The 21,547-nt window shown below is 36.0% G+C and carries 22 protein-coding genes and 1 other annotated feature; of the genes, 1 reads left to right on the forward strand and 21 read right to left on the reverse strand.

Translation table 11 applies throughout. The features are described from left to right. Positions 1-125 precede the first annotated feature (125 nt). The 18 genes from BCR26_RS02140 to trpE form a co-directional block, all read right to left on the reverse strand. Entirely contained in the window at positions 126-740 is a 615-nt protein-coding gene (locus BCR26_RS02140; protein WP_069697322.1) for a DUF1054 domain-containing protein, read from the reverse strand. A 22-nt stretch (positions 741-762) separates the two neighbouring features. After that, complete coding sequence (locus BCR26_RS02145; protein WP_069697323.1) at positions 763-1,338, reverse strand: GNAT family N-acetyltransferase; 576 nt, start codon at positions 1,336-1,338, stop codon at positions 763-765. Between the two features lie 162 nt (positions 1,339-1,500). Then, complete coding sequence (locus tag BCR26_RS02150) at positions 1,501-2,667, reverse strand: MalY/PatB family protein (protein WP_069697324.1); 1,167 nt, start codon at positions 2,665-2,667, stop codon at positions 1,501-1,503. A 42-nt stretch (positions 2,668-2,709) separates the two neighbouring features. After that, positions 2,710-4,281 (reverse strand): maltose/glucose-specific PTS transporter subunit IIBC, encoded by a 1,572-nt coding sequence (malX, locus tag BCR26_RS02155; protein ID WP_084386986.1) that lies wholly within the window; start codon positions 4,279-4,281, stop codon positions 2,710-2,712. Between the two features lie 126 nt (positions 4,282-4,407). Then, positions 4,408-5,196, reverse strand: a complete 789-nt coding sequence (locus tag BCR26_RS02160) for a MurR/RpiR family transcriptional regulator (protein WP_342669756.1) — start codon at positions 5,194-5,196, stop codon at positions 4,408-4,410. Positions 5,197-5,253: 57 nt separating this feature from the next. Next, a complete protein-coding gene (locus BCR26_RS02165) occupies positions 5,254-6,120 on the reverse strand; it encodes a PhzF family phenazine biosynthesis protein (RefSeq protein ID WP_069697326.1) in 867 nt (288 codons plus the stop codon). An 18-nt stretch (positions 6,121-6,138) separates the two neighbouring features. Then, a complete protein-coding gene (locus BCR26_RS02170; protein ID WP_169818845.1) occupies positions 6,139-6,474 on the reverse strand; it encodes a GNAT family N-acetyltransferase in 336 nt (111 codons plus the stop codon). 509 nt (positions 6,475-6,983) lie between these two features. Then, positions 6,984-7,400, reverse strand: coding sequence for a cupin domain-containing protein (locus tag BCR26_RS02175; protein WP_069697328.1), 417 nt, complete (start codon positions 7,398-7,400; stop codon positions 6,984-6,986). 106 nt (positions 7,401-7,506) lie between these two features. Further along, entirely contained in the window at positions 7,507-7,857 is a 351-nt protein-coding gene (locus BCR26_RS02180) for a DUF2200 domain-containing protein (protein ID WP_069697329.1), read from the reverse strand. A gap of 347 nt (positions 7,858-8,204) precedes the next feature. Beyond that, positions 8,205-9,023: a bacterial Ig-like domain-containing protein gene (locus tag BCR26_RS02185; protein WP_069697330.1), complete on the reverse strand. Its 819-nt coding sequence runs from the start codon at positions 9,021-9,023 to the stop codon at positions 8,205-8,207. Between the two features lie 18 nt (positions 9,024-9,041). Further along, on the reverse strand, positions 9,042-9,983 hold the full coding sequence (locus BCR26_RS02190) for a leucine-rich repeat domain-containing protein (RefSeq protein WP_069697331.1): 942 nt from the start codon (positions 9,981-9,983) through the stop codon (positions 9,042-9,044). A 251-nt stretch (positions 9,984-10,234) separates the two neighbouring features. After that, positions 10,235-11,002 (reverse strand): tryptophan synthase subunit alpha, encoded by a 768-nt coding sequence (trpA, locus tag BCR26_RS02195; protein ID WP_084386987.1) that lies wholly within the window; start codon positions 11,000-11,002, stop codon positions 10,235-10,237. Next, entirely contained in the window at positions 11,002-12,192 is a 1,191-nt protein-coding gene (gene trpB / locus BCR26_RS02200; RefSeq protein ID WP_069697333.1) for a tryptophan synthase subunit beta, read from the reverse strand. The genes trpA and trpB overlap by 1 nt, the downstream gene beginning before the upstream one ends. Continuing rightward, positions 12,185-12,790 (reverse strand): phosphoribosylanthranilate isomerase, encoded by a 606-nt coding sequence (locus BCR26_RS02205; RefSeq protein ID WP_069697334.1) that lies wholly within the window; start codon positions 12,788-12,790, stop codon positions 12,185-12,187. Before BCR26_RS02205 ends, trpB begins: the two co-directional genes overlap by 8 nt. Further along, entirely contained in the window at positions 12,787-13,545 is a 759-nt protein-coding gene (trpC, locus tag BCR26_RS02210; RefSeq protein ID WP_069697335.1) for an indole-3-glycerol phosphate synthase TrpC, read from the reverse strand. The genes BCR26_RS02205 and trpC overlap by 4 nt, the downstream gene beginning before the upstream one ends. Next, a complete protein-coding gene (trpD, locus tag BCR26_RS18880) occupies positions 13,546-14,559 on the reverse strand; it encodes an anthranilate phosphoribosyltransferase (RefSeq protein WP_069697336.1) in 1,014 nt (337 codons plus the stop codon). Continuing rightward, on the reverse strand, positions 14,560-15,132 hold the full coding sequence (locus BCR26_RS18885) for an aminodeoxychorismate/anthranilate synthase component II (protein WP_069697337.1): 573 nt from the start codon (positions 15,130-15,132) through the stop codon (positions 14,560-14,562). Beyond that, complete coding sequence (gene trpE, locus BCR26_RS02225) at positions 15,129-16,493, reverse strand: anthranilate synthase component I (RefSeq protein ID WP_069697338.1); 1,365 nt, start codon at positions 16,491-16,493, stop codon at positions 15,129-15,131. Before trpE ends, BCR26_RS18885 begins: the two co-directional genes overlap by 4 nt. Before the next feature lie 241 nt (positions 16,494-16,734). Continuing rightward, positions 16,735-16,964 (reverse strand) — a binding site (T-box leader). 775 nt (positions 16,965-17,739) lie between these two features. On the opposite strand from trpE, the gene BCR26_RS02230 reads away from it, so the two are divergent. Continuing rightward, a complete protein-coding gene (locus tag BCR26_RS02230) occupies positions 17,740-19,962 on the forward strand; it encodes a M60 family metallopeptidase (RefSeq protein ID WP_069697339.1) in 2,223 nt (740 codons plus the stop codon). A 153-nt stretch (positions 19,963-20,115) separates the two neighbouring features. Here BCR26_RS02230 and BCR26_RS02235 read toward each other — a convergent pair whose 3' ends face one another. From BCR26_RS02235 to BCR26_RS02245, 3 genes are all read right to left on the reverse strand, one after another. Beyond that, positions 20,116-20,958 carry an MFS transporter gene (locus BCR26_RS02235; RefSeq protein ID WP_069697340.1) on the reverse strand — a complete coding sequence of 281 codons (843 nt, stop codon included), beginning with the start codon at positions 20,956-20,958 and terminating at the stop codon, positions 20,116-20,118. Positions 20,959-21,082: 124 nt separating this feature from the next. After that, positions 21,083-21,286, reverse strand: coding sequence for a hypothetical protein (locus BCR26_RS18690; protein ID WP_069697341.1), 204 nt, complete (start codon positions 21,284-21,286; stop codon positions 21,083-21,085). 19 nt (positions 21,287-21,305) lie between these two features. Then, positions 21,306-21,533, reverse strand: a complete 228-nt coding sequence (locus BCR26_RS02245; RefSeq protein ID WP_069697342.1) for a hypothetical protein — start codon at positions 21,531-21,533, stop codon at positions 21,306-21,308. Between the last annotated feature and the right edge of the window lie 14 nt (positions 21,534-21,547).

A 21,547-nucleotide genomic window follows, 5' to 3' on the forward strand; every position in this document is an offset into this window, starting at 1 on the left:
TTGCAGTCCTGTTCAATATCGTGAACGGACAACGACATAAAACTACCGACCAGATTTTTCCAGTCGGTATTTGGTCTAACTTTTGGGTCTCACTACACCCTTTAAAACGGCATCTTCTTTCTTTTTCATTGTTTTGCAATCGCCAATTGATACAAGGGCAATAACTGTTTATACGTATCTATCATATACTCTTTGGCTTTTTCTGGATTTCCCAGCAAAGCATCGTCTTTATGAATCACTCTTCCAATTTGAAACTCGCCTTTTTTAACATCACGAAAACGAATCAAACTTTTCTCTAAATCAAGACTTGCTAAATCCGCTATTTTTGCCTGAGTATGGTCAATTGATACTTGGAAATCAGCATCTAATTGTTGGAATAGTTGTTCATTTTCTAGAAAAGCTTCAGCAACTTCTTTTTCATTTTTAGGGTTATCAATTAACGATAGCCACATAAAAATATATTCAGGCCAAATCCCTAATTGAAAATGAGCCTCCATTTTATAGCCACGCTTTTTTTGGCTGATAGCCGACCAAGTATTTTCTGGCGGATACACCGTTCTTCTTCTGTGTTGCGCAATATGCACAAATAGTTCAACACCAAGTTCTTTTTCCAGCAAGCTCTTAAACTCATCATCTAATGTTTGAAAAACAGGCTGAATCTCTGAACGAATCGCCGCCATCCGCGCATCAAGTCCTTCTATATCAAAAACATCAAAACTTTTTTCGGTAAACATTACCATTTATATGTTCCTCTCTAACCTTTTATTTCTTCACTTGTAGCTCCAACCATTTTTCTTTCGTAAGACCTCGAGTCACATCAGTCACTACTTTCCCTTTGCAAATTCGCGCATTAGGCGTCACCCCTTCAATTGTCATGCCCACTTTTTCCATGACACGACCAGACTTCAGGTTTTCTTCATCATGAATCGCAAAAACACGCATTAAGTTTAGCTCCTCAAAACACAGGCGAAGCAATTCTTTCGTGGCTTCTGGCATATACCCTTGTCCCCAAAATGCTTTATTTAACGTATAACCAATTTCTCCTATGGCATTTACTTCATCTACTCGAAGATCAACGGTTCCAATAAACTTATTGGTTTCTTTTAACTCTATTCCATATTTCCCTAAAGGTTCATTCATAAAGTACGCCGCAATATTTTTTCTAGTTTCTGCCAATTCTTGATTTAAAGGAAAAACATACGCAACGGTCTCTTCGTCTGATGCATATTCAAACATATCCTCCGCATCTTCTAATGTAACTGGGCGTAACCATAACCGCTCTGTTTCCAACTGTTGGTTTTCTGCTAAGATTAATTTCCTATCTAATACTATTTCCATACTCCCACCTACTTTTCATAATACTTTACAGAAAAAGAAGGGAGAATTCAATAGTAAAAAGCTGTTTCCTTAAATCAATCGTTATTTTTTTCAAAAATACCGGAAAGCAATTTTTTGCCACACAAAAAGCAGCTCCTCATTATAGCAAACTGCTCCTTCTGCCTATTTTAAACATTCAATACTTTTCGTTAACCGTTCCAATCCATCCTTTACTTTTTCACGGGAACAACCGATATTTAGTCGTAAAAAACCAACTGATTTTTCTCCATAAATGGACCCATCCATAATCGCAAGCTTTCCAACATCAATCATCGCTTTCTGCAATTCTTTCATTGGAATTCCTAACTTCTGACAGTCAATCCACATTAAATAAGTTGATTCACTAGGAACAACAATTAATTCAGGATGTTTTTCTGTTAGGTATTCGGTAACAAAAGTAATCGTATCGTCTAAGTAATCATTTAATTCATCTACCCAACGACTTTCATTCGTATACGCTGCAATGGTCGCTTCTAAACCGAAAATACTCGTTGAGCTTAATCCATCACAATTTTTCAGTTCAAATAAAAAACGTTCTCTGATTGTTTCATCTGGGATCAACGCATAAGAAAAAATTAAGCCTGGGAAATTAAAAGTCTTGCTGCCAGAAGTTACAATCGCAACATTCTCTAACGTGTGTTTGACTATCGGTTGATGCTCCACCCCTTTTCGTAAAATATCCATATGAATCTCATCAGAAATAATAAACACATCATATTTTTTACTTAACGCAACGATCTGAGTCAGTTCACTAGATGTCCAAACTCGGCCAGTAGGATTGTGAGGACTACATAACAACAAAGCTTTATTGTTCCTCTCTTTCATCTGCTCAGCTAACAAATCAAAATCAATTGAGTACTCTCCGTCATCATAAATCAATTCGTTTGCCACAACTATTCGATTGTTGCCACGGATTACTTTATAAAAGGCATCATATGCTGGTGTTTGTACGATTACTCCTTGTCCTGGTTCTGTTACTATTGTTAACAATTTTTTTACGCTATAGATAACAGAAGGACTATAAGCAAGCCATTCTTGATTCACTATCTGCTTAAACCTTTGCCGATACCAACTCACAACTGCTGTTTTTAACACGTCATGGTTCCAACGAGTGTAGCCAAAAATAGGATGCTTCATTCTTTTTTCTAAGGCCTCGATAATCGATGGGGGAACACTAAAATCCGTATCTGAAATAGTAAAAGGCAATAAATCTGCTTTTCCAAAACGATCTTGAATATAATCCCACTGGGTACAATAGGTTCCTTGACGATTAATGACTTGATTAAACATGCCAAAACATCCTTTTCTAAAAAATTATAATGCAACACATACTTATTCCTCTATTAACAAGTCCAATTGATTTCTAACCGTTGTCACTTTGGTTCCAATAATGACTTGGATATTGGTATCATTCAAATGAACCACACCTAGCGCTCCCAAGTTTTTCAACCGCTCATCATCGACAATCGTGGCATCTTTTAACACAAGTCGTAAACGGGTAATACAATTATCCAGAGACTCAATATTTACTTGTCCACCTAAAGCTTCTAACATTCCTTTGGCATCATAACCGCCTTTTTTTACATAAGCCACTTCTTGATCAGAGTATTCAGTTTCATCTACTAATTCATCTCGACCAGGTGTTTTCAAATTTTTACGAAGAATAACAGTTTTAAAAACAAAATAGTAAACGATAAACCAAAAAATTCCGACGATTGGTACCAACCACCATTTTGTATAAGATCCTTGCATGACACCAAAAATCAGAAAGTCTAAAATTCCACCATCGGTATTTCCAATCACAACCCCGACAAGGCTCATAACCATGAAACCCAGTCCTGTCATAATCACATGGAAAACCCAAAGAAGCGGACTAACAAATAGGAATAAAAATTCAATTGGTTCGGTAATTCCAGTAACAAAGGTTGCAATCACCCCCGAGATCAACAGCCCTTTTATTTTATGACGATTTTCTGGCTTCGCTGTCCGATACATTGCCAAGGCTGCGGCAGGCAGACCAAACATAAAGGTTGGCATTTTCCCTTGAGAAAGAAAAGCAGTGGCGCTTGCTGAAATCGGCAAGCCATTTTGCAATTCGCCATAAAAAATATTTAAAGCACCAAAGACTTCTTTGCCATCAATTAACTGATGACCGCCAGCTTCTGTAAATCGAATCATAGATACTAGAATGTGATGCAATCCAAATGGTAAAAGCAAGCGCTCCCCAGACCCAAATAAAAATGGACCGAAGACACCCGCTTTTTGAATCGCATTCCCCACTCCAGTGATAATAATAGCAAATATCGGCCAGATGATAGGAATTGCTAACCCAACAAGAGATAAAACAAGGGAAGTAATGATTGGTACAAATCGAGCACCTGAGAAGAAAGCAAAGCTATCTGGCAATTGAAAATTATAAAACTTACTATGCAACTGATAAACAACTAGTCCAGCAATAATCCCCCCTAAGACTCCCATGGAAATCGTCTGAATCCCAAAAACCAGCTCCTGTCCAGCTTCTCTAAGTTGATCTACTTCAGCCAATTTTCCAGTTTCTGTCAAATAAAAATTAATGGATAAGTTCATAACGACATAGCCGACAAATCCTGAAAATGCTGCAATTCCTTTCTCTTTTCTTGCTAGACCTAGTGGAATTGCCATCGCAAACATGACTGGTAAGTAGCTAAAAGCAAATCCTCCGATAGCAGACATAAAGCGAAAAACAACCTGTAACATTGGTATTCCTAAAAAAGGTAATGCATCAATCGTGGATTGAGAAGAAAACGAACTACCAATTCCTAAAAAAATCCCCATAAATGCTAACAACGCAACAGGTAGCATAAACGTTTTTCCTAAGCCTTGAAAAATTTCCATCAAACTTGTTTTACTCTTTTTCTGATCCACCCTTTCAACCTCCTAATTTATTCTCAATAAAAAAAGCCATTCATTTCTCTTTAAAATGTAAGCGAAACCATTCTTTCTTTCAATCTTTTCAAGGGCAATAGAATAAGCATTCACAAAAGCGAATGCTCATTCAAGTTTTTCGTAATATTTTTCAGCGTATTGCATCAGTAAAATATCTAACAGACCACTTAGAGATATTCGGGAGCTTAAATCAACATCATCATAGTAAACAGCAGTCATTTCAGCAAATAATGTGTAATCAGCCATCGACTCCAACGTACTATTAGGAGCTCCAACAATCGCTACAATCGGTACTTTCTTTTTAATAAGCTTCGAGGCGTAGCTTAAAATCCCAACCGTTTCACCACTATGACTGACAACAACCGCTAAGTCATCAGAGGTCAGATTGTTCGCCATCACTGTTAGTTCATCCCAATCAATTCTTGCGTTGGCTTTTTTCCCAAGAAAAGATAGTTTTCTTGCGGCGGCTAAACAGATGGGCATGCTACCTCCAACACCAAAAAATTCGATGTTTTCTGATTGAGCTATTAAAAAAGCTATCTCGTTAATTTGCACTTCACTTAAACTAGAAAGGGAAGTTGAAATTTGTTTCACCATATTTTTGATTCGTTGTTCAAAATCAATTGAATAACCAGTAGTTACATAAGATTTTTCCTGTTTATCATAACTTTTTATAGCAAATTTAAACTCTTGAAAGCCTTTGAATCCTAGTTTTTTCGCCATTCTTGAAATTGTTGCTTGGCTGGTAAAAGTTTCTTTCGCTAACTCTTCCGCTGTCATGGCTGAAACCTCTTCAATGTTACGTAAACAATATTTCAAAATACTCTTTTCAATGGGACTTAACTCCTCCATTTTATAGTGCAATTTTTTGTATAAAGAATTCATCTGGTTCATCCACTTTCAAATTTCTATCCTTCCACAACGGCAACCACTGTTTTTGGCTTTTTTATTTTAAATAGATAATGTTCTTTTTAAAACTGCCTTCCCTCCAACATAAACATGTCTAATTCGATTTTCAGCAGCTTTTAGTTCTACTAAAATCTGACCTTGCTGTTTTTTTGATTGACGCCCTTGTAAAAAATTATATTTTTGATTTCCTTTTCGTTGATTCTTCTTGAATAAATAGCAAGCCAAAGCACCATTTGATGTACCAGTTGCATACTCCTCATCAATCCCAACAAAAGGAGCAAAATTACGACATTGGATTGGTTGTTGCCAGTCCTCATTGGCCGCAAACACATGGTAACCAATGATAGCCAGTTTTTTTGAAATAGTGCTGATTGCATCAAAATCTGGGACAAGGTTGTGTAAAATAGCCGTATTCTTTACTGGAATAATTAAATCTTTTAATCCTGTAGAAACTATTTCAATAGGAAATCCACTAACAATATCTCCGCTCTCTAAGCCTAATGATTCAGCAATTCCCCTCATATCAGGTTGTTCGCTATAAAAAATAGGTAGTGACTGTTCCATATAAATCGTAGCATCGTCAAGAATTTGAAGTGCCAGTCTCCCCGCCTTAGTCTCAATAAAATAGTTTCCTGCTTCAAGCTGATTCAACTGCTTCAATAAACTAAAGGCTGCAATCGTCGCGTGCCCACATAAGGGAACTTCCGCTAATGGGGTAAAATATCGTAATTGAAATACTTCTTGATTCAGCCGTTTAACAAAAACCGTCTCTGAATAATTTAGCTTTTGAGAAAGTTGCTGCATAAAACTATCAGAGGGGGTCTCCTCTTCCTTGAGTATTTTTACTCCTGCAAGATTTCCACCCTGACCTTGTATTGTAAAACTCGACACTTCATAGACTTTATTCATTGTATCCCTCCAGCTTTCTTAAAGCATATATTCCAATATTGAACCAATTTTTTTGAACCCAATCTTTTCATAATATGGATCGATATCACTTGTGACATAGAGTGGATCATTCGGAAATACATTTGCAATTGACTGAATCAATTTCAGCCCAAATTCACATCCACGATACTGTTTCATCACTAATAAATCTAGAATATAAATTCCAAATCCATCATCGTTTTTACAACGAATATAACCACATAAGATATCATTTTCAATCATAACATGGGTAATTGAGTTCATAATCGCTTTCACATATTTAGGTTGATTTTCTAGAGAATAGTAGCCAGACCACTCTTCACTTTCTCCTTTCATTAATGCAAATCTCTCCATTTTCTCTGCCATAATATGTATTAAAAAAGCGCCAAGGAGCAAATAAACAGCATAAGTTGTAGATAGGATTTCGTGGTCTGTGTTTTTTCATACTATTCCTTTCTGGTTTTTCAATAGCGGGTTCACACTCACTATTGATCGGTTCAAATTCTTTCTTCACTTTTTTTCATTTTTACACAAAAAATGAAATTCAACAAACTACATTTCTCTTATTTTTAATTTCTAGCACTAAAAGGCTTATAAGCCAAGCTTTCACTTAATATTTTCTCAGTTTTTTTCTTAATAAACATTTAGCAAAAAGCGACTTAAATAAAATAGGTATTGACTATTGGAGATAGTGTTTTAAAATGAAAAAAAACGCTCCTGTAATGTTTTCCAATATACTATAATCTTCCCCAAGATTTCCTATTAGGTATTACAGAAGCGTCTTTTTAGTATATGCTGGACTTAAAGTTGAAAAGATCGATTTTTTAGAGGAGTTGATTAGTACGTTACTTTGAAAGGAATCCTTGCACTTCTTCATCTGAATATACTTTTTTATCGTTCTTTATGATGTCTGATTGACTGTCAGCAGGAGAAACAAATCTAAAAATTAGACACTTAGCATCTAAACTTCCTTGATTTGATAGGCGATGAATACTGTTATTCATACGAATTATCTCACCGATTCCAACATTTTCCTTCACGATAGTATTCTCAAACCATTCTAAAAGCAGCGTTCCTTCGTTTACGACTATAATTTCCTCGATAGCTTGATGACTATGCCAATCTTGTACACATCCAGCTGGAATAATATTCGTATGCACTTCAAATTTATCGAATAAAAAATAATCCACTTCAGTTCCATTTTCTTTTTTTAACGATAATGCTTCATTTTGCTTCACTATTTTAGGCTTCCGCTTATTCATCTTCTGTAACAACCTCTTTTCATAGGTAGGAAATTCTCAACCAAGACACAATAGGACATTGCTAACTTCCCCTTTTTTATCCAACTACAAACTTATTGATACAGATCTATTTTCTAAGTATTTTCTCCATTGACTTACCTTTAGCTAACTCATCAATTAGCTTATCTAAATAGCGAATTTTCTGCATTAGAGGGTTTTCAATCTCTTCTACTCGATACCCACAAATAACGCCTTTAATCAAAGAAATGTTCTTATTTAATTGTGGTGCTTGCTGGAAAAATGTTTCAAAATCGACTTCATCTTTGATTTGTTGCTGTAATGTCTCTTCGTTGTAACCTGTCATCCAAAAAATAATCTCATCAACTTCTGTCTTAGTTCGACCTTTTCGCTCTACTTTTTTTACATAAAGAGGATAGACTGTAGCAAACGGCATCTTAAAAACTTTTGTTTGGTCCATGACACTTCTTCCCTTCAATCCAATTTTAGCAAGTTTTATCTCGTAAATAACTTATCAAAAATGTAACACACACGGCTATTTGGTTCAAATTGAACTTTTGAATTTCTTTGATTTGCACTCATGTAAATTTCAGAATATGAAAAAAAGCCCTTTAGAGCTTAGCTGTGATTCTATCTCCTCAACAGCTACTTTCATAAAGACTTTTCATCCGTGAAACTGACTAATTGAACATACACTTCTTTTTTCGTTCATCTTTCTACATCCATATCTAAAGCGAACACAGTTGAAAAAATAGCTTCTATTATCCCTGTGTTAGAAGTGAACAAAAAATCGATTGAAACAAAATATTAAAATTCTTTCTTCCATCTTTTCAAGGTATAAATCAACAACACACCACTAATCAATACCAAGCCACCTATATAAAGAGATGAACGTACGGTCTCCCCTGTTCTAGGCAACGAAGAACTTGATTGTTGAGAACTGGCTGAGTTATTGTACTTGTTCCCACTGTTTTTACTGTTATCGTTATTACTAGTGTCTGTTCCAGAAGCAATAGTTCTTCCTTTGACAGTAACAATGATTTTTTGGCTCGCTTCACCGTTTGTATAAGTAATAAAATATTCTCCAACTTTATTTGTATCAACTGTCCCGCTGACCATTGCTTCACTAAATGCCAAAGGATTGCCTTCTTTGTCTTTAGCTGCTACAAAATTATCCTCTGGGTTCCATGTATCCCCAACATACAAAACAGAATCTTTAGCTTCAATCATTTCTTTGTTCGGTTCTGGTTGACTAATAATAATTTTAATTCGATCACCCGTCAAAGCATTATCACTTGTATTAGGAAACAAACCTTCTCCCACTGCTCGAACTTTTGCATAAACCACTTGTTCCGCTTCACCGTTTTTACTGTTAAAATAATGATCTATATCTACTGAATTTCCCTCTTCATCTTGAAAATCTTCTAATACATAGTGATGATTATTTAAACGCCTACTACTCGTCAATTTTACCATCGTCGCTAAAGGTAGTTCTACCAAATCGGCTTTCGTTTTTACCGTTACCTCTAAATTAGGTTCTAACAATGCTAACTTATCTTGCGCTTCGTATTTAACAGCTAGACTAGTCAACAGAGCATTTAAAGTCTCTGGATAAAAGGTTGGCAATAAATTATTACCCAGCGCTTAGTCTCTAACTTTCGTTAAATTACCAAAAGATGTAGGCAAACTTGTCAATTGATTATCTGCAAGATATAATGTAGCCAAATTAGACCCCGAAGCAATCGTATCTGGCAATTCAACTAGCTGATTATTAGATAAATCCATTGCGCTGACTGTATTGTTTTCCAAAAGGCTACCCGGAACTTCACTTAAAAAATTACCAGAAACAGTGAAGGTTCTCATTTTTTCAATTGTCCCGATATTTTCAGGTAATTGCGTTAATTGATTATTGTCTAAATAAACCTCTGAGCCCGTTCCTTTCCCAATGGAATAGTTAACAAAAGTTTGCGGAAGTTCGATTATTTGATTATCCGCTAAGTATAGCTGAGTTAAAGCTGGGAATGCGACTTCTCCAAACCCTTCCATACTCGTTATTTCGTTATCGTTTAACCAAAGAACATTCAAATTAGGTAATTGATTCAGTTCCTGAGGATAGCTTTTTATTTTATTGCCACTAAGTTTTAAATTGACTAACTTAGAAAATACACTAATTCCCTCAATAGACGTTATGTTTTTACTTAATAATGAAATCACCGTTCGGTTACGCTCTGTTTCTGTCAATGAATCTGCCACTGTTTTCCCGAAAAGTTCAGCCACAGCTTGTGCCATATTAGGATCTGGAAATATTTCAGAAATTTTTGCATCAACAGGAATATTAGCTTGTTCTTGATATGTCGTCACTTTCTTTACATCATTTTGTTCTGTAGTTCGTTCTGATTCAGTTGTTACATCTTCTGCTATATCTTTTGTTTCCTCAGTTGCTGAATGTTCGTGTTCTAATTCTACGGTATTTTCTACCACCTCAGAGTCGCCTTCCGTCGCAAAAGCTACATATGAACTTGAAATGACATAGTTTCCAAATAATATGACGCTCAAAATACCAGTCAACATTTTTTGTTTTTTCATTCGATTTATCCCTTCTTTCTGCTATTAAATTGATTTCTTCAAGCAACTACTTTATTTTTTTAGCTATCCACCCTATTTTAACATTTTTATATACTGTAAATATGTTTTTTATTTCTTTTTTTAAAATAATTAATCATATTGCTTTGATTCATTTTTTCTAAACAAAGGAGCGCTTTCTCCACATAAAAAAAGATATAAAGATGTTTTTTTACACTTTATATCTTTTTCAATTTTTCAATACTATATTTCTTCTAGTTGCTTACAGCTTCTCTCACAAACAATTCAACTTCTTCAGTCTTTCCTTCTCCTAACAGTTGGACTATTTTACTTCCTACAATTACGCCCGCGCAACTCTTTCTAAAACGTTGCACGTGATCTTTAGATGAAACTCCAAAACCTGCAAGCACCGGAATCTCACTCACTTCTTGAATATAAGCTAAATGTTCATCTAGTGTCTCTTGATAGTCGCGCCCAACACCAGTTACACCATTGACCGCTACCGCATAAATGAACCCTTCTCCCGTTTCAGTCAATTCCTTAATCCGATCTTTCGGTGTCGTTAACGCAACTAAGGGAATCAATGCGACATCACTTTCTTTTAATTGTGGTTCTAGAAATAAGCGATGTTCATAGGGTAAATCAGGAATAATCAACCCTTTGACAGGTGTTTCCGCTAAAGCGCCAATAAATTTTTCCACCCCATAACTAAAAACTGGATTAAAATATGTCATAATTATCAATGGAATTTCTGTTTGCATTCCTTTTAAAGTCTCTAAAACTTTAGCTAAACTGACTTCTTTTTGTAATGCACGTAATCCTGCTTCTTGAATCACCGGACCATCTGCTACCGGATCGGAAAAAGGAATCCCTAACTCGATGGCACTGGCTCCTGCCTTCGTCAACAGTTCAATTTCTGCTTCTAATTGGTCCAACCCTTGCGCACCAGCCATAATGTAGGGAACTAAGATGGTTTCCCCAGCTTGCTGCCGCTGATTTAATTTCTTCGTTAAAGTCTTCATTATTTGTCCTCCTGTTCAAATAACTCTTTAATTTGCTGAACATCTTTATCGCCTCGGCCAGATAAACAAACAATGATTTGCTTCTCTTTCCCAAGCTCTTTGGCTAACTTGATGGCATAGCTAACCGCATGTGCACTTTCTAGGGCGGGAATAATCCCTTCTGTTTGGCATAGAATTTTGAAGGCTTCTAGTGCCTCTTGGTCGGTAGCTGATTCATACGTTGCGCGCCCTGATTCATTTAAATGACAATGCTCTGGGCCCAATCCTGGATAGTCCAAGCCAGCAGAAATTGAAAATGCTTCAAGTATCTGACCATCTTTATCTTGCAATAATTTCATCATCGCACCATGAAGGACGCCCGTTCGCCCTTTATTAATGGATGCTGAATGTTCTTCGGTTTCCAGTCCTGCCCCTGCTGCTTCAACACCAATTAGTGCAACCTGATCATTGATAAAGGGGTAGAAAATCCCCATCGCATTGCTACCACCGCCAACGCAAGCAACGACTGCATCTGGTAATTTTCCTTCTGCTTCTAAAATTTGACGTCTTGATTCTATTCCAATGATACTTTGATAGTCTCGGACGATTTCAGGAAATGGATGTGGTCCCAGTACGGAACCCATCACATAATGAGTATCTTCTACATTGGCAACCCAGAAACGCAACGCTTCATTTACGGCATCCTTCAACGTTTTGCTTCCTGATTGAACACTAATCACTTTTGCCCCTAACAATTCCATCCGAAATACATTCAACGCCTGTCTTTCCACATCGACCGCGCCCATAAATACGGTACATTCCATTCCAAAAAGAGCGGCGATTGTCGCAGTAGCAACCCCATGTTGGCCCGCTCCTGTTTCTGCAACAATTTTATTTTTCCCCATTTTTTTGGCTAATAAAACCTGCCCCACTGTATTGTTTATTTTATGAGCTCCTGTATGATTTAAATCTTCTCTTTTTAAATAGATTTTGGCTCCACCAGCATAGTCTGTTAATCGTTCAGCAAAGTACAGCGGATTTTCCCGACCCACATATTGTTTTAAATAATAGTTCAATTCTTCCTGAAAGGCGTCATCTTGCTTTGATGCTTCATAGGTCTCTTCTAATTCTTTCACGGCATACATTAATGTTTCTGGAACAAATTGACCACCATAATTTCCATAAAATCCATTTTCTGGTTGATTATACATAAAATTCCTCCTTGGCTTTTTTGATAAAAGCTGCTATTTTTTCTAAATCTTTTTCTCCGTTTGTTTCGACACCGCTAGAAACATCAACGGCGTAGGGCTGAAATCGTCTTTTTGCTTCTTGAACATTCTCGATAGTCAAGCCACCGGCAATAAATAGTTTTTTATCTTTTACTTTCTTTGGGTCAAAGACCTCCCAATCAAATACTTCTCCATTACCACCAATATATTTTTTTGGAGGGGCATCAAATAGCAAATAATCAGCTTCCTTTTCGTTTTCCACAGTAGTTATCCACAAGTTATCCACAGGTAAAGCACGGATGTAGGGAACTGAAATTTTTTGCTCGGGCATCTCCCCATGAATCTGCACCATATCCAACATGGCTTCTTGAATCGCCTCTTCTAGTTGTTGACTACTAGGTGAAACAAAAACACCCACCTTTTGCACCTTTTTAGGCACCTCTGTTGTTATCTTTTTTACATCAGCAGCCTTGATTTGACGCTTACTTTCAGCAAAAACGAAGCCTAAAAAATCAACCCCGTGGACCACTGCTACATCTACCTGTTCCTTCGTTTTTAATCCACAAATTTTTACCTTCATCTCACTACCTGTAATTCTTTGACTTTAGCTTCTGGATTACCAGATATCATTAATGCTTCTCCGACTAAGACGGCTTGATAATCGTTTTTCAGACTATTTACTTGTGTGCCTGTGGAAAACCCAGACTCACTAATATAAACACTTTCAGTTTCCTGTTTTTCACCTAATTTTCTGCTTACCTCGATGTCCACAACAAATGTTTTCAAGTTACGATTATTCACACCAATTAATTTTGCTCCTAACGCTTCAGCAATCTTTAATTCTTTTTCGTCGTGGACTTCTACTAGAATTTCCAGCCCCAAGGCTTCCGCTTGATGGTACAATTCTTGTAATTTTTCTTGAGAAAGGGCCGCAACAATGAGTAATACGATGGTCGCCCCAGCATTTCTAGCACGAATTAACTGTTTTTCTGCAATGATAAAGTCTTTGCACAACACAGGAACCTCTACTTCTTTTGCTATTTTTCTCAAATCTTCAATTGACCCTTTGAAAAACACTTCATCCGTTAATACCGAAATTGCAGAAACACCCGCTTTTTGGTAAGCCTTAGCTTGCGCAAGAATATCTACTGATTCATTGATGGTGCCTTTTGAAGGAGACGCTCTTTTCACTTCTCCAATAATGTGGACATGTTGTGGACAACTTTTAACACGGTTATAAAAAGATTCTGTTTTTCTCAAAGGTTGAAGCTCTTCTTTAAGCATTTTTTCCACTTCTAGCTTTTTTTCTGTCATTATTTTTGTTAAAAAATCCATTTAGCTCACCTCTTTTTGTACTTGAATTAGTTGTTGTAATTTATCAAAAGCAGCACCACTCGCTACACAATCTTTCGCTAATAAAATACCCTCTTGAATTGTTTTTACTTTTCCATTGGTAAAAAATCCGAAACCAGCATTTACAATTACTGTATCTAAATAGGCACTTGGCTGATTTTTTAAAATGGAAAGTAAAATCTCGGTGTTTCTTTTAGAATTGCCTCCTTGAATCGCTTTTAAGGAGGTTTTGGAAAACCCTAGCTCCTCTGGTTCAACAGTATGCAAACTAATTTTTCCATTTTCTAACAATGAATAATGGGTGGTTCCAGCTAAAGAGGCTTCATCTAGTCCACCTGCCCCATTGATAACGACAGCTCTTTTACGACCTAAATCCTTTAATGTTTTCGCTGTTTCTTCTAATAAGTCTCGACGATAGGTGCCCATTAACTGAGAATCCAAAAAAACCGGGTTGGTTAAAGGCCCAATTAAATTTAAGATTGTCGGGGTTGCTAACTCACGGCGAACCTTCATGACATAACTCATTTTTGGATGCATATGTGGGGCAAACAAGAAAGCTAAACCCACTTCATTCAAAACAGTGCTTAATTTTTCAGGAGAAAGAGCAATATCTACTCCCAAATGTTCAAAAATATCTGCGCTACCTGATTTACTGGATATGCTGCGATTGCCATGTTTTGCTACAGTTACTCCACCTGCTGCTAAAACAAAGGCTGAGGTTGTACTAATATTAAAACTACCTGATTGATCGCCTCCAGTGCCACAATTATCCATTACATTCGTTCGTGTACAGGCTATTTTCATTGCCTTAGTTTGGAGGGTCTCCGCAAGTCCTGCCATCTCTTCTGCTGTTTCCCCTTGATGCTTCAACGCCATTAAAAAACCAGCAATCTGACTTTCTGTTAATTCGCCTTCAAACATCTGTTCTGCGATTTGTTTAATTTCTATTTTAGTTAAACGTTGCTGTTCAAATACTTTTTTAAGTAAAAAATCCATTTATTCACCCTCCACTATCTTCATAAAATTTTGAATTATTTTTTCCCCGTCTAATGTTCCGATAGATTCTGGATGAAACTGAACACCGAAGACTGGATACTTTTTATGTTCTATGGCCATAATTTCTTGATCATCGATTGCCTCACCTGTTACGATTAACTCTTGAGGTAAATCTTGCTTGTTCATCACTAATGAATGGTACCGAATAACTGGTAACTCTCTCGCCAGTCCTTTAAATAACGTGCTGTTTTCATGAGTAATAGACGACTGCTTTCCATGTCGAATATTTTTTGCCAAAATAATTTCACTTCCAAACACTTCCGCAATCGTTTGGTGTCCTAAACAAATTCCTAACATCGGTTTACTTTTGTAAAACTTTCTAATAATATTGGGAACAAACCCTGTTTCTTTAGGCGTCCCTGGCCCTGGCGAAATAATAATCGCTGATGCTTCATTTGCCTTCTCAAAGATTTCTGGATCATCGTTTCTCAGCACTTCAACTTCATCATATTTAGCTACTAGCTGAACTAAGTTATAGGTAAAAGAATCATAATTATCAATCAGTAAAATCATGTGGTCACCTCCAAGAGTGCTTTCGCTTTATGCAGTGTTTCTTCATACTCTTTTTCTGGATCAGAATCATAGACAATCCCTGCACCTGCTTGAACATAGGCTTTTCCTTTATGAATAACCATCGTACGAATCGCAATGGCAAAATCTGCTTGGCCGTTTTTAGATAAATAACCAACTGCTCCGGCATAGATTCCTCGTTTTACCGGCTCCATTTCATAAATTCGTTGCATCGCTCGTATTTTAGGTGCTCCACTAACCGTTCCAGCTGGTAAAGTAGCTTTTAATGCGTCCATCGCTGTTGCACCTTTTTTTAACTTTCCTGTTACTACAGATACTAGATGCATCACATATCTGTATTTTTCTACAACCATATAAAGCGGAACCTCTACCGATCCTATCTCACTAATTTTGCCAATATCGTTGCGACCTAAATCAATCAACATTAGATGCTCTGCTCGTTCTTTTTCGTCTTGAATCAGCTCTTGTTCCAACATGGAATCTTCCTCTGGTGTCACTCCTCTTTTTCGCGTTCCAGCAATGGGATTCGTTGTAACAACCTGACCTTTCACACTAACTAAACTTTCAGGAGAAGAACCGATAATATACGTCTCGCCAAAATCCAGGAAATAGAGGTACATCGAAGGATTACTTACTCGTAAACGACGGTAATAATCGAAAGGATGTCCTTTAAAATCAGCTGTTAGTCTTTGTGAAGGGACCATCTGGAATAAATCTCCTGCTTTAATATACTTTTTCGCTTGATTAACAACCTCTTCATACCCTTCCTTAGAAAAATTACTAGTATAGTCCAGTTTATCTAGCTTGATTTCCTTTTGCTCTTCTTGATTAGGAACTGTTAATTCCTGTTGTTTTTTTATTAATGCGGCTTTTAGCTCCTCTTCCGTTCTATTAGAATAGGTATTCGCTTCTACTAGGAAAAGTTTCTCTCCTACATGATCAAAGAGTAAAAAAGAATCAAATAGATAGAAGTGAATATCTGGAATGTTCATTTCATCAAATGGAATCTTGCCTAATGCTTCATAGCTAGCAATGACATCGTAACCTACATAACCAATCGCTCCACCCACAAAAGGCATCCCTTCAACGAGTTCTTCCTCCTTATACACGTATTGCTCAATCTCCTTTAGCGGATCTGACACAACAAAACTGTTTCCTGCCACCGTCAACACGTTATCTTGATAAATGATTTCCGAAACAGCATCCCAAGCAATAATTGAATACCTCCCTTTGCTTAAATCTCTTGGAATACTTTCTAGTAAACATTTATTCTTTCCCTTAATTCTTAAAAAGGCTGAAATAGCCGTTAAATAATCTGCTTGAATTTCTTTTACTAATTTCATTTCTCTTCCCCTTTTCTATCTGATTTTTCTTTAAATACACAAAAAGCCCTCAAGAAACAGACATCTGTTTCTTGAGGGCGAATAAACTTATCCACGGTACCACCTCGGTGAAAAGAAGTTTCTCTAAAAAAACGCTACAAGTATTTCCTTGTAGAAAAAGTTTTTATTTGAAAGACAATAGTGAGTTATTTACTTTATCAAGATAAAACAAAAAGCCCCCAAACCACACAAAGATATGTGGTTTGAGGGCGAAATATTCACGGTGCCACCTCAAATTTGAAAGAAATTCTTTCCTCTTATCAGTCGTCAATCAACGACCTTACTCTGTAACGGGAGTTCCCGAAAATACCTACTACCATTTCAGCATCTCGCTCGAAAGTCCATTCACAACTCATTCCCTACTGATTCACACCACCATCAGCTCTCTGAAAAGTACTATGGGTTGTTACTCCTCTTTCTCAAAGCTTATTTATTAATGATAACTATATTAGATTTTTTTAATTTTGTCAACCCTATTTATTTTTGAGTTTACTCGTTTTTTACTAGAAATCTTATTCTATCAGTAGTTACAGACACTATTTTTTAAACAAAAGAGACGAAATAACATCTCTTCCTCTAGTTTAACCCATTTTCCAAAAAAGGGGCTGCTTCCAAAGAAACACTGGCAATAACTGCTGGTAGTATAGCCTGGTTGCTTCTTTTTTAAAAAAAAGTAGAATAGTCTCATCTAGCTTATACAACACTAATGGTAGCTGTTTTTATCTGTCGCTTAATCTAATTTCAAAAAATTGGAGTAAACTTAACTATTTATTGATAAACAAAATTTTACTATCATTGTCATTTGTTTTTGTACCTATTTATACGAATAAAACAGCAGGTTCCCCCCTCTCACTACTAAACTATTTTTACTATGTATCTTTACAAAAAAACTAGTTTTATGGATTTCTAAACCAAAAATTTTCATTTTATTAAACTTTTATGATTACTTTGTCATGATTTCCTTATTTTTAATACAAAGAGTAGAAAGCGTTTCACTCAACACACTTAAAAAAAATCAACATTTTCAAGAATTAACAAGCATTCTTGTATTTAAGTACTCGTTTTATTTTTTTACTCCACCTTTCTTATTGCCTAAAAAATAGTTGAGAGTTCATAAAATTCTCTCGTAAAGCATTTTATGAACTACAATTATTATCCATTTTACTTATACTTAAATCCTATTATCAAATAGAAAGAGGGAGAAAAAATGAAAAAAAGAAATTTTTATACTTTATTAAGTATAACTGCACTATCACTAGCTACAATAAGTGCTTTACAATCTAGCGATGCCTATGCTACTTCAGAAAATAACGTGGTTAATACAGAAAGCGTTATCTCTACACCAAAGAATCTAGCAAATATTGCAGGGGTTAAATCTGAATTGATGCAGTCTGAAAATCTAAGGAATTATTCATCAAAGATATTGGATAACATCTACGGCCATAGTGAAAATCAATCGGTAGGTGTATATAAGAGAAGTACCGATACTATCACTATTTATGTTGATGAAAAAACAGACCAGACTGTATTACCAACTTATACAATTACTCCAATTTCACTAAATCGCTACCAAGAAACAGCCGCTACAAAAATAAAGTTAACAAAAGGGATAAATACGATTAAAGATACTAGTGAAGGAATTATTCACCTACAGAACGAGACCAATCCTACTGCTCAACAAACACTAGTTGTTTCTGTTGATGGTGGGCAAGAACTACCACGATTTATTCTAGGAAAGACGACAGAATCTGATTGGTCTAATCAACTTAAACAATATCCAAATGCACCTGGCTATGAACTAATAGGGAATAAGACTTTAATAACAGGATCTAAAGCTACTTTAAACTATGTGAAAGAACCTAAAAGGATTATTGAAACTTACGAACGAATTGTGGCTATTCATGATGAAACAGCAGGTCTGGATAACAGCTCTCCTTTACACAAACAATCTCGTGGGCTTATTCAACACATGAGAGAGACACAGGCAGCAGGAGCTTACATGTATGCTTGGTTTTATCATACGGCCTACTCAAAAAACTCCGGGATGCCAACACTATTGAACGCCAGAGAACTTTGGGGACCAATGCATGAGTTCGGTCATACGTATCAAGCACAACGAATGACTTGGGATAATATGAGTGAAGTGACTAACAATATTTTCAGTCTGAGAAGTGAGAAAGCATTTGGGCAAAGAAGCCGTCTAGAAAAGGATGGCGCTTATAATAAAATATTCCAATATCTGAACCAACCTACAAAAAATTTCAATGCCCAAACTGATCCATTTTTGAAATTAGGAATGTTTTGGCAATTAGAATTAGCCTTCGGAGATAACTTTTACCCAGAATTACACAAACTTTATCGAGAGGAAGCAACGAATTTAAGTACCGATTTAGCAAAACAACAGTATTTTTTAACTTCAAGTGCTAAAATTGCCAATAAAAATTTACTTCCATATTTTGAAATGTGGGGTTTACCTATCACGAAAGAAACAAGAGACACTCTTCAAAAATATCCTAAGCTAACGCACAAAATTTGGGAATATCGTGATGAAATGAAGGTCCCTGTTGGTCCTATAGACTCTAATGAGCAAATAAGACCTACAGCTCCAACTAATTTGGAAGCAGCAGAAATCCAATCAAATAGCGTAACACTAAAATGGCGTGCTGGATCAGAGACTCAACCCGTAAAAGAATATATTATTTTTAGAGATGGAGAAGAAATTAGTCGTACGTCAGCAACAACATTCAAAGATTTGACTGTTGCCGAAGAAGTTACTTACAGCTACCAAATCTCTGCCGTTGATTCTTCAGAAACAGCTTCAGATAAAAGTACAGCGCTAAAAGTAACAACACACAAAAAAACACCTTTAAAAGTTCCAGCACCGACGAAACCACTAAATTTGGTTGCTACAGACCTTACAGAAAGTTCTGTTATACTAACTTGGAATAAATCAAGCAGTTCACTAGAAATCTCAAGCTACTTTATTTATCGAAATGGTGTGAAGATCGCTACAGTTGGAGCAACCTCTTATAATGATACTAACTTACAACCAAGTGCTTCATATAATTATCAAATTTCAGCTGTGGATGAAAAAAATCAAGAGTCAGTAAAAAGTGATCTCTTAACCATTAAAACCAAAGATAAAGTAACTGGGCTTTCCATTTGGGAGAACACAAAAATTTACAAATCAGGCGATAAAGTTTTCTACGGCGGTTTAGAGTATGAGGCAAAATGGTGGACTCAAAACAATCAACCTGGTCAATCAGACGTTTGGAAATTAATAACCAATATTGTATTACCGTGGGATTCAAACAAAGCATATAATAGCGGCGATAAAGTAACCTTTAATGGTAAAACCTATGCTGCTAAGTGGTGGACTAAAGGCACTCAACCTGGCAGTACATCCGATGTTTGGACGTTAGTTCAATAAAAATCAATAAAAAACGCATGAATTTTTTGTTTATCAGAAAACTCATGCGTTTTTTACTTTATGTTTTGAATTCTCATTGCTATGAAGGAATGGTTCAGAACATACAAATTATAGCGTTGTCTCATAACTTTCACTTACGGAACTTGCTACCAACTAATTTTCATTTATTTTTTTCTTAATCCCTGCCAAAGAAATCAACCCCTGGTTAATCCCTAAATATTGGCTACTAAGACCTAAAACAATCCTAATGATATAAGGAATTCCAACAAATAGTAAGCCGGAAACAAAAAAACTAATCGCCCCTAACACAATGATTATTTTTACTATGACCGGTTCTTCTTTCCTGATAAACAACCAGCTTTCTTTCAAGTCCTGGATGACAGTTGCAATGGCACCATTTTCAAATTTAACAGTTAGTATCGGGATTCTAATAAAACACTCAATACAAGCAGCAGCAAAAAACAAAATGAAGCAAATAACAAAAATCCATTCAATCCTAACTAAACTGTATAGAAAACCAGCCAGAATCGGCCCGACAAAATTAGCAAACAATTGAATTTGATTCACAACCGAGTTTGCTTTCAATAGATTGTCTTCTTTAAATAATAGCGGCATACTAGATTGCACAATCGGCGTTTCAAAAGCTGAAACAACTGACATCAACAGTAAACATATCGCAACAACTGCGATATTTGCTCTCGAGACAGCTGCTAAATAAACCAAAATCGCAATACACGCATACAAACCATCCATGATGACCATCATCTTTTTCTTATTGAAATTATCTGCCAATACACCGCCAATCGGCGAAAAGATAATTGTCGGGATGATTGATACAGCTAAAAGTGTTCCAAACAACGTAGCAGATTTTGTTAAATCTAAAATATAAAGTGATAGTGCAAACTTCATCACGGAGTTCGCAAGAACAGAAAGCGTTTGTCCCATAATAATATAGGCAAAATTTCTATTCCAGATCACACCTTTTTCAATTTCCATTATTCTCCTCCTTCTATACAAAACTATCCAAGTTTGTTTAACATTGACTGAGAAATAAGAAAACTGAACGCATGACCTTTAGCCATCATTCAGTTTCCATTGAAGCACTCCTTCATAAGGCTATTTAACGTCTTCTATTCACTATGAAAAAATTTGCTCCTGCTAAAACACATGGTACTAAAAACATTAGCGAAAACTTTAAACAAAGAAGACTACCTAGCATAATTAGCAAACTGATAACAGAATACTTTTTTGTCACTCTTGGTAATTTTACTTTCACACCTAGAATTTGTCCGATATTTTCAAAAAAATGCGTAATCTGCTCCATTTTAAGTCAGCCCTTTCTCTTATAGTAAACTCGCTAATAACTGTGCTCCTTGAGCAAGCACAATCACGATTCCTCCCCAGATCAAAATTTTAGAAATATTTTTATTTTTTAATTTGTTCTTTTTCCCTAAAATCAATCCAATAATTAGCAATATGATTCCTAGAATGATTGTTGCACTCCATATATATATCAAAACTGACTGGTTCGGGATTTTGATAAATGAATTGTCTAAAAACTTAGTTGGCATAATAATGTATCTCC

This window comes from Enterococcus rivorum (assembly GCF_001742285.1).
Taxonomy (GTDB): domain Bacteria; phylum Bacillota; class Bacilli; order Lactobacillales; family Enterococcaceae; genus Enterococcus_L; species Enterococcus_L rivorum.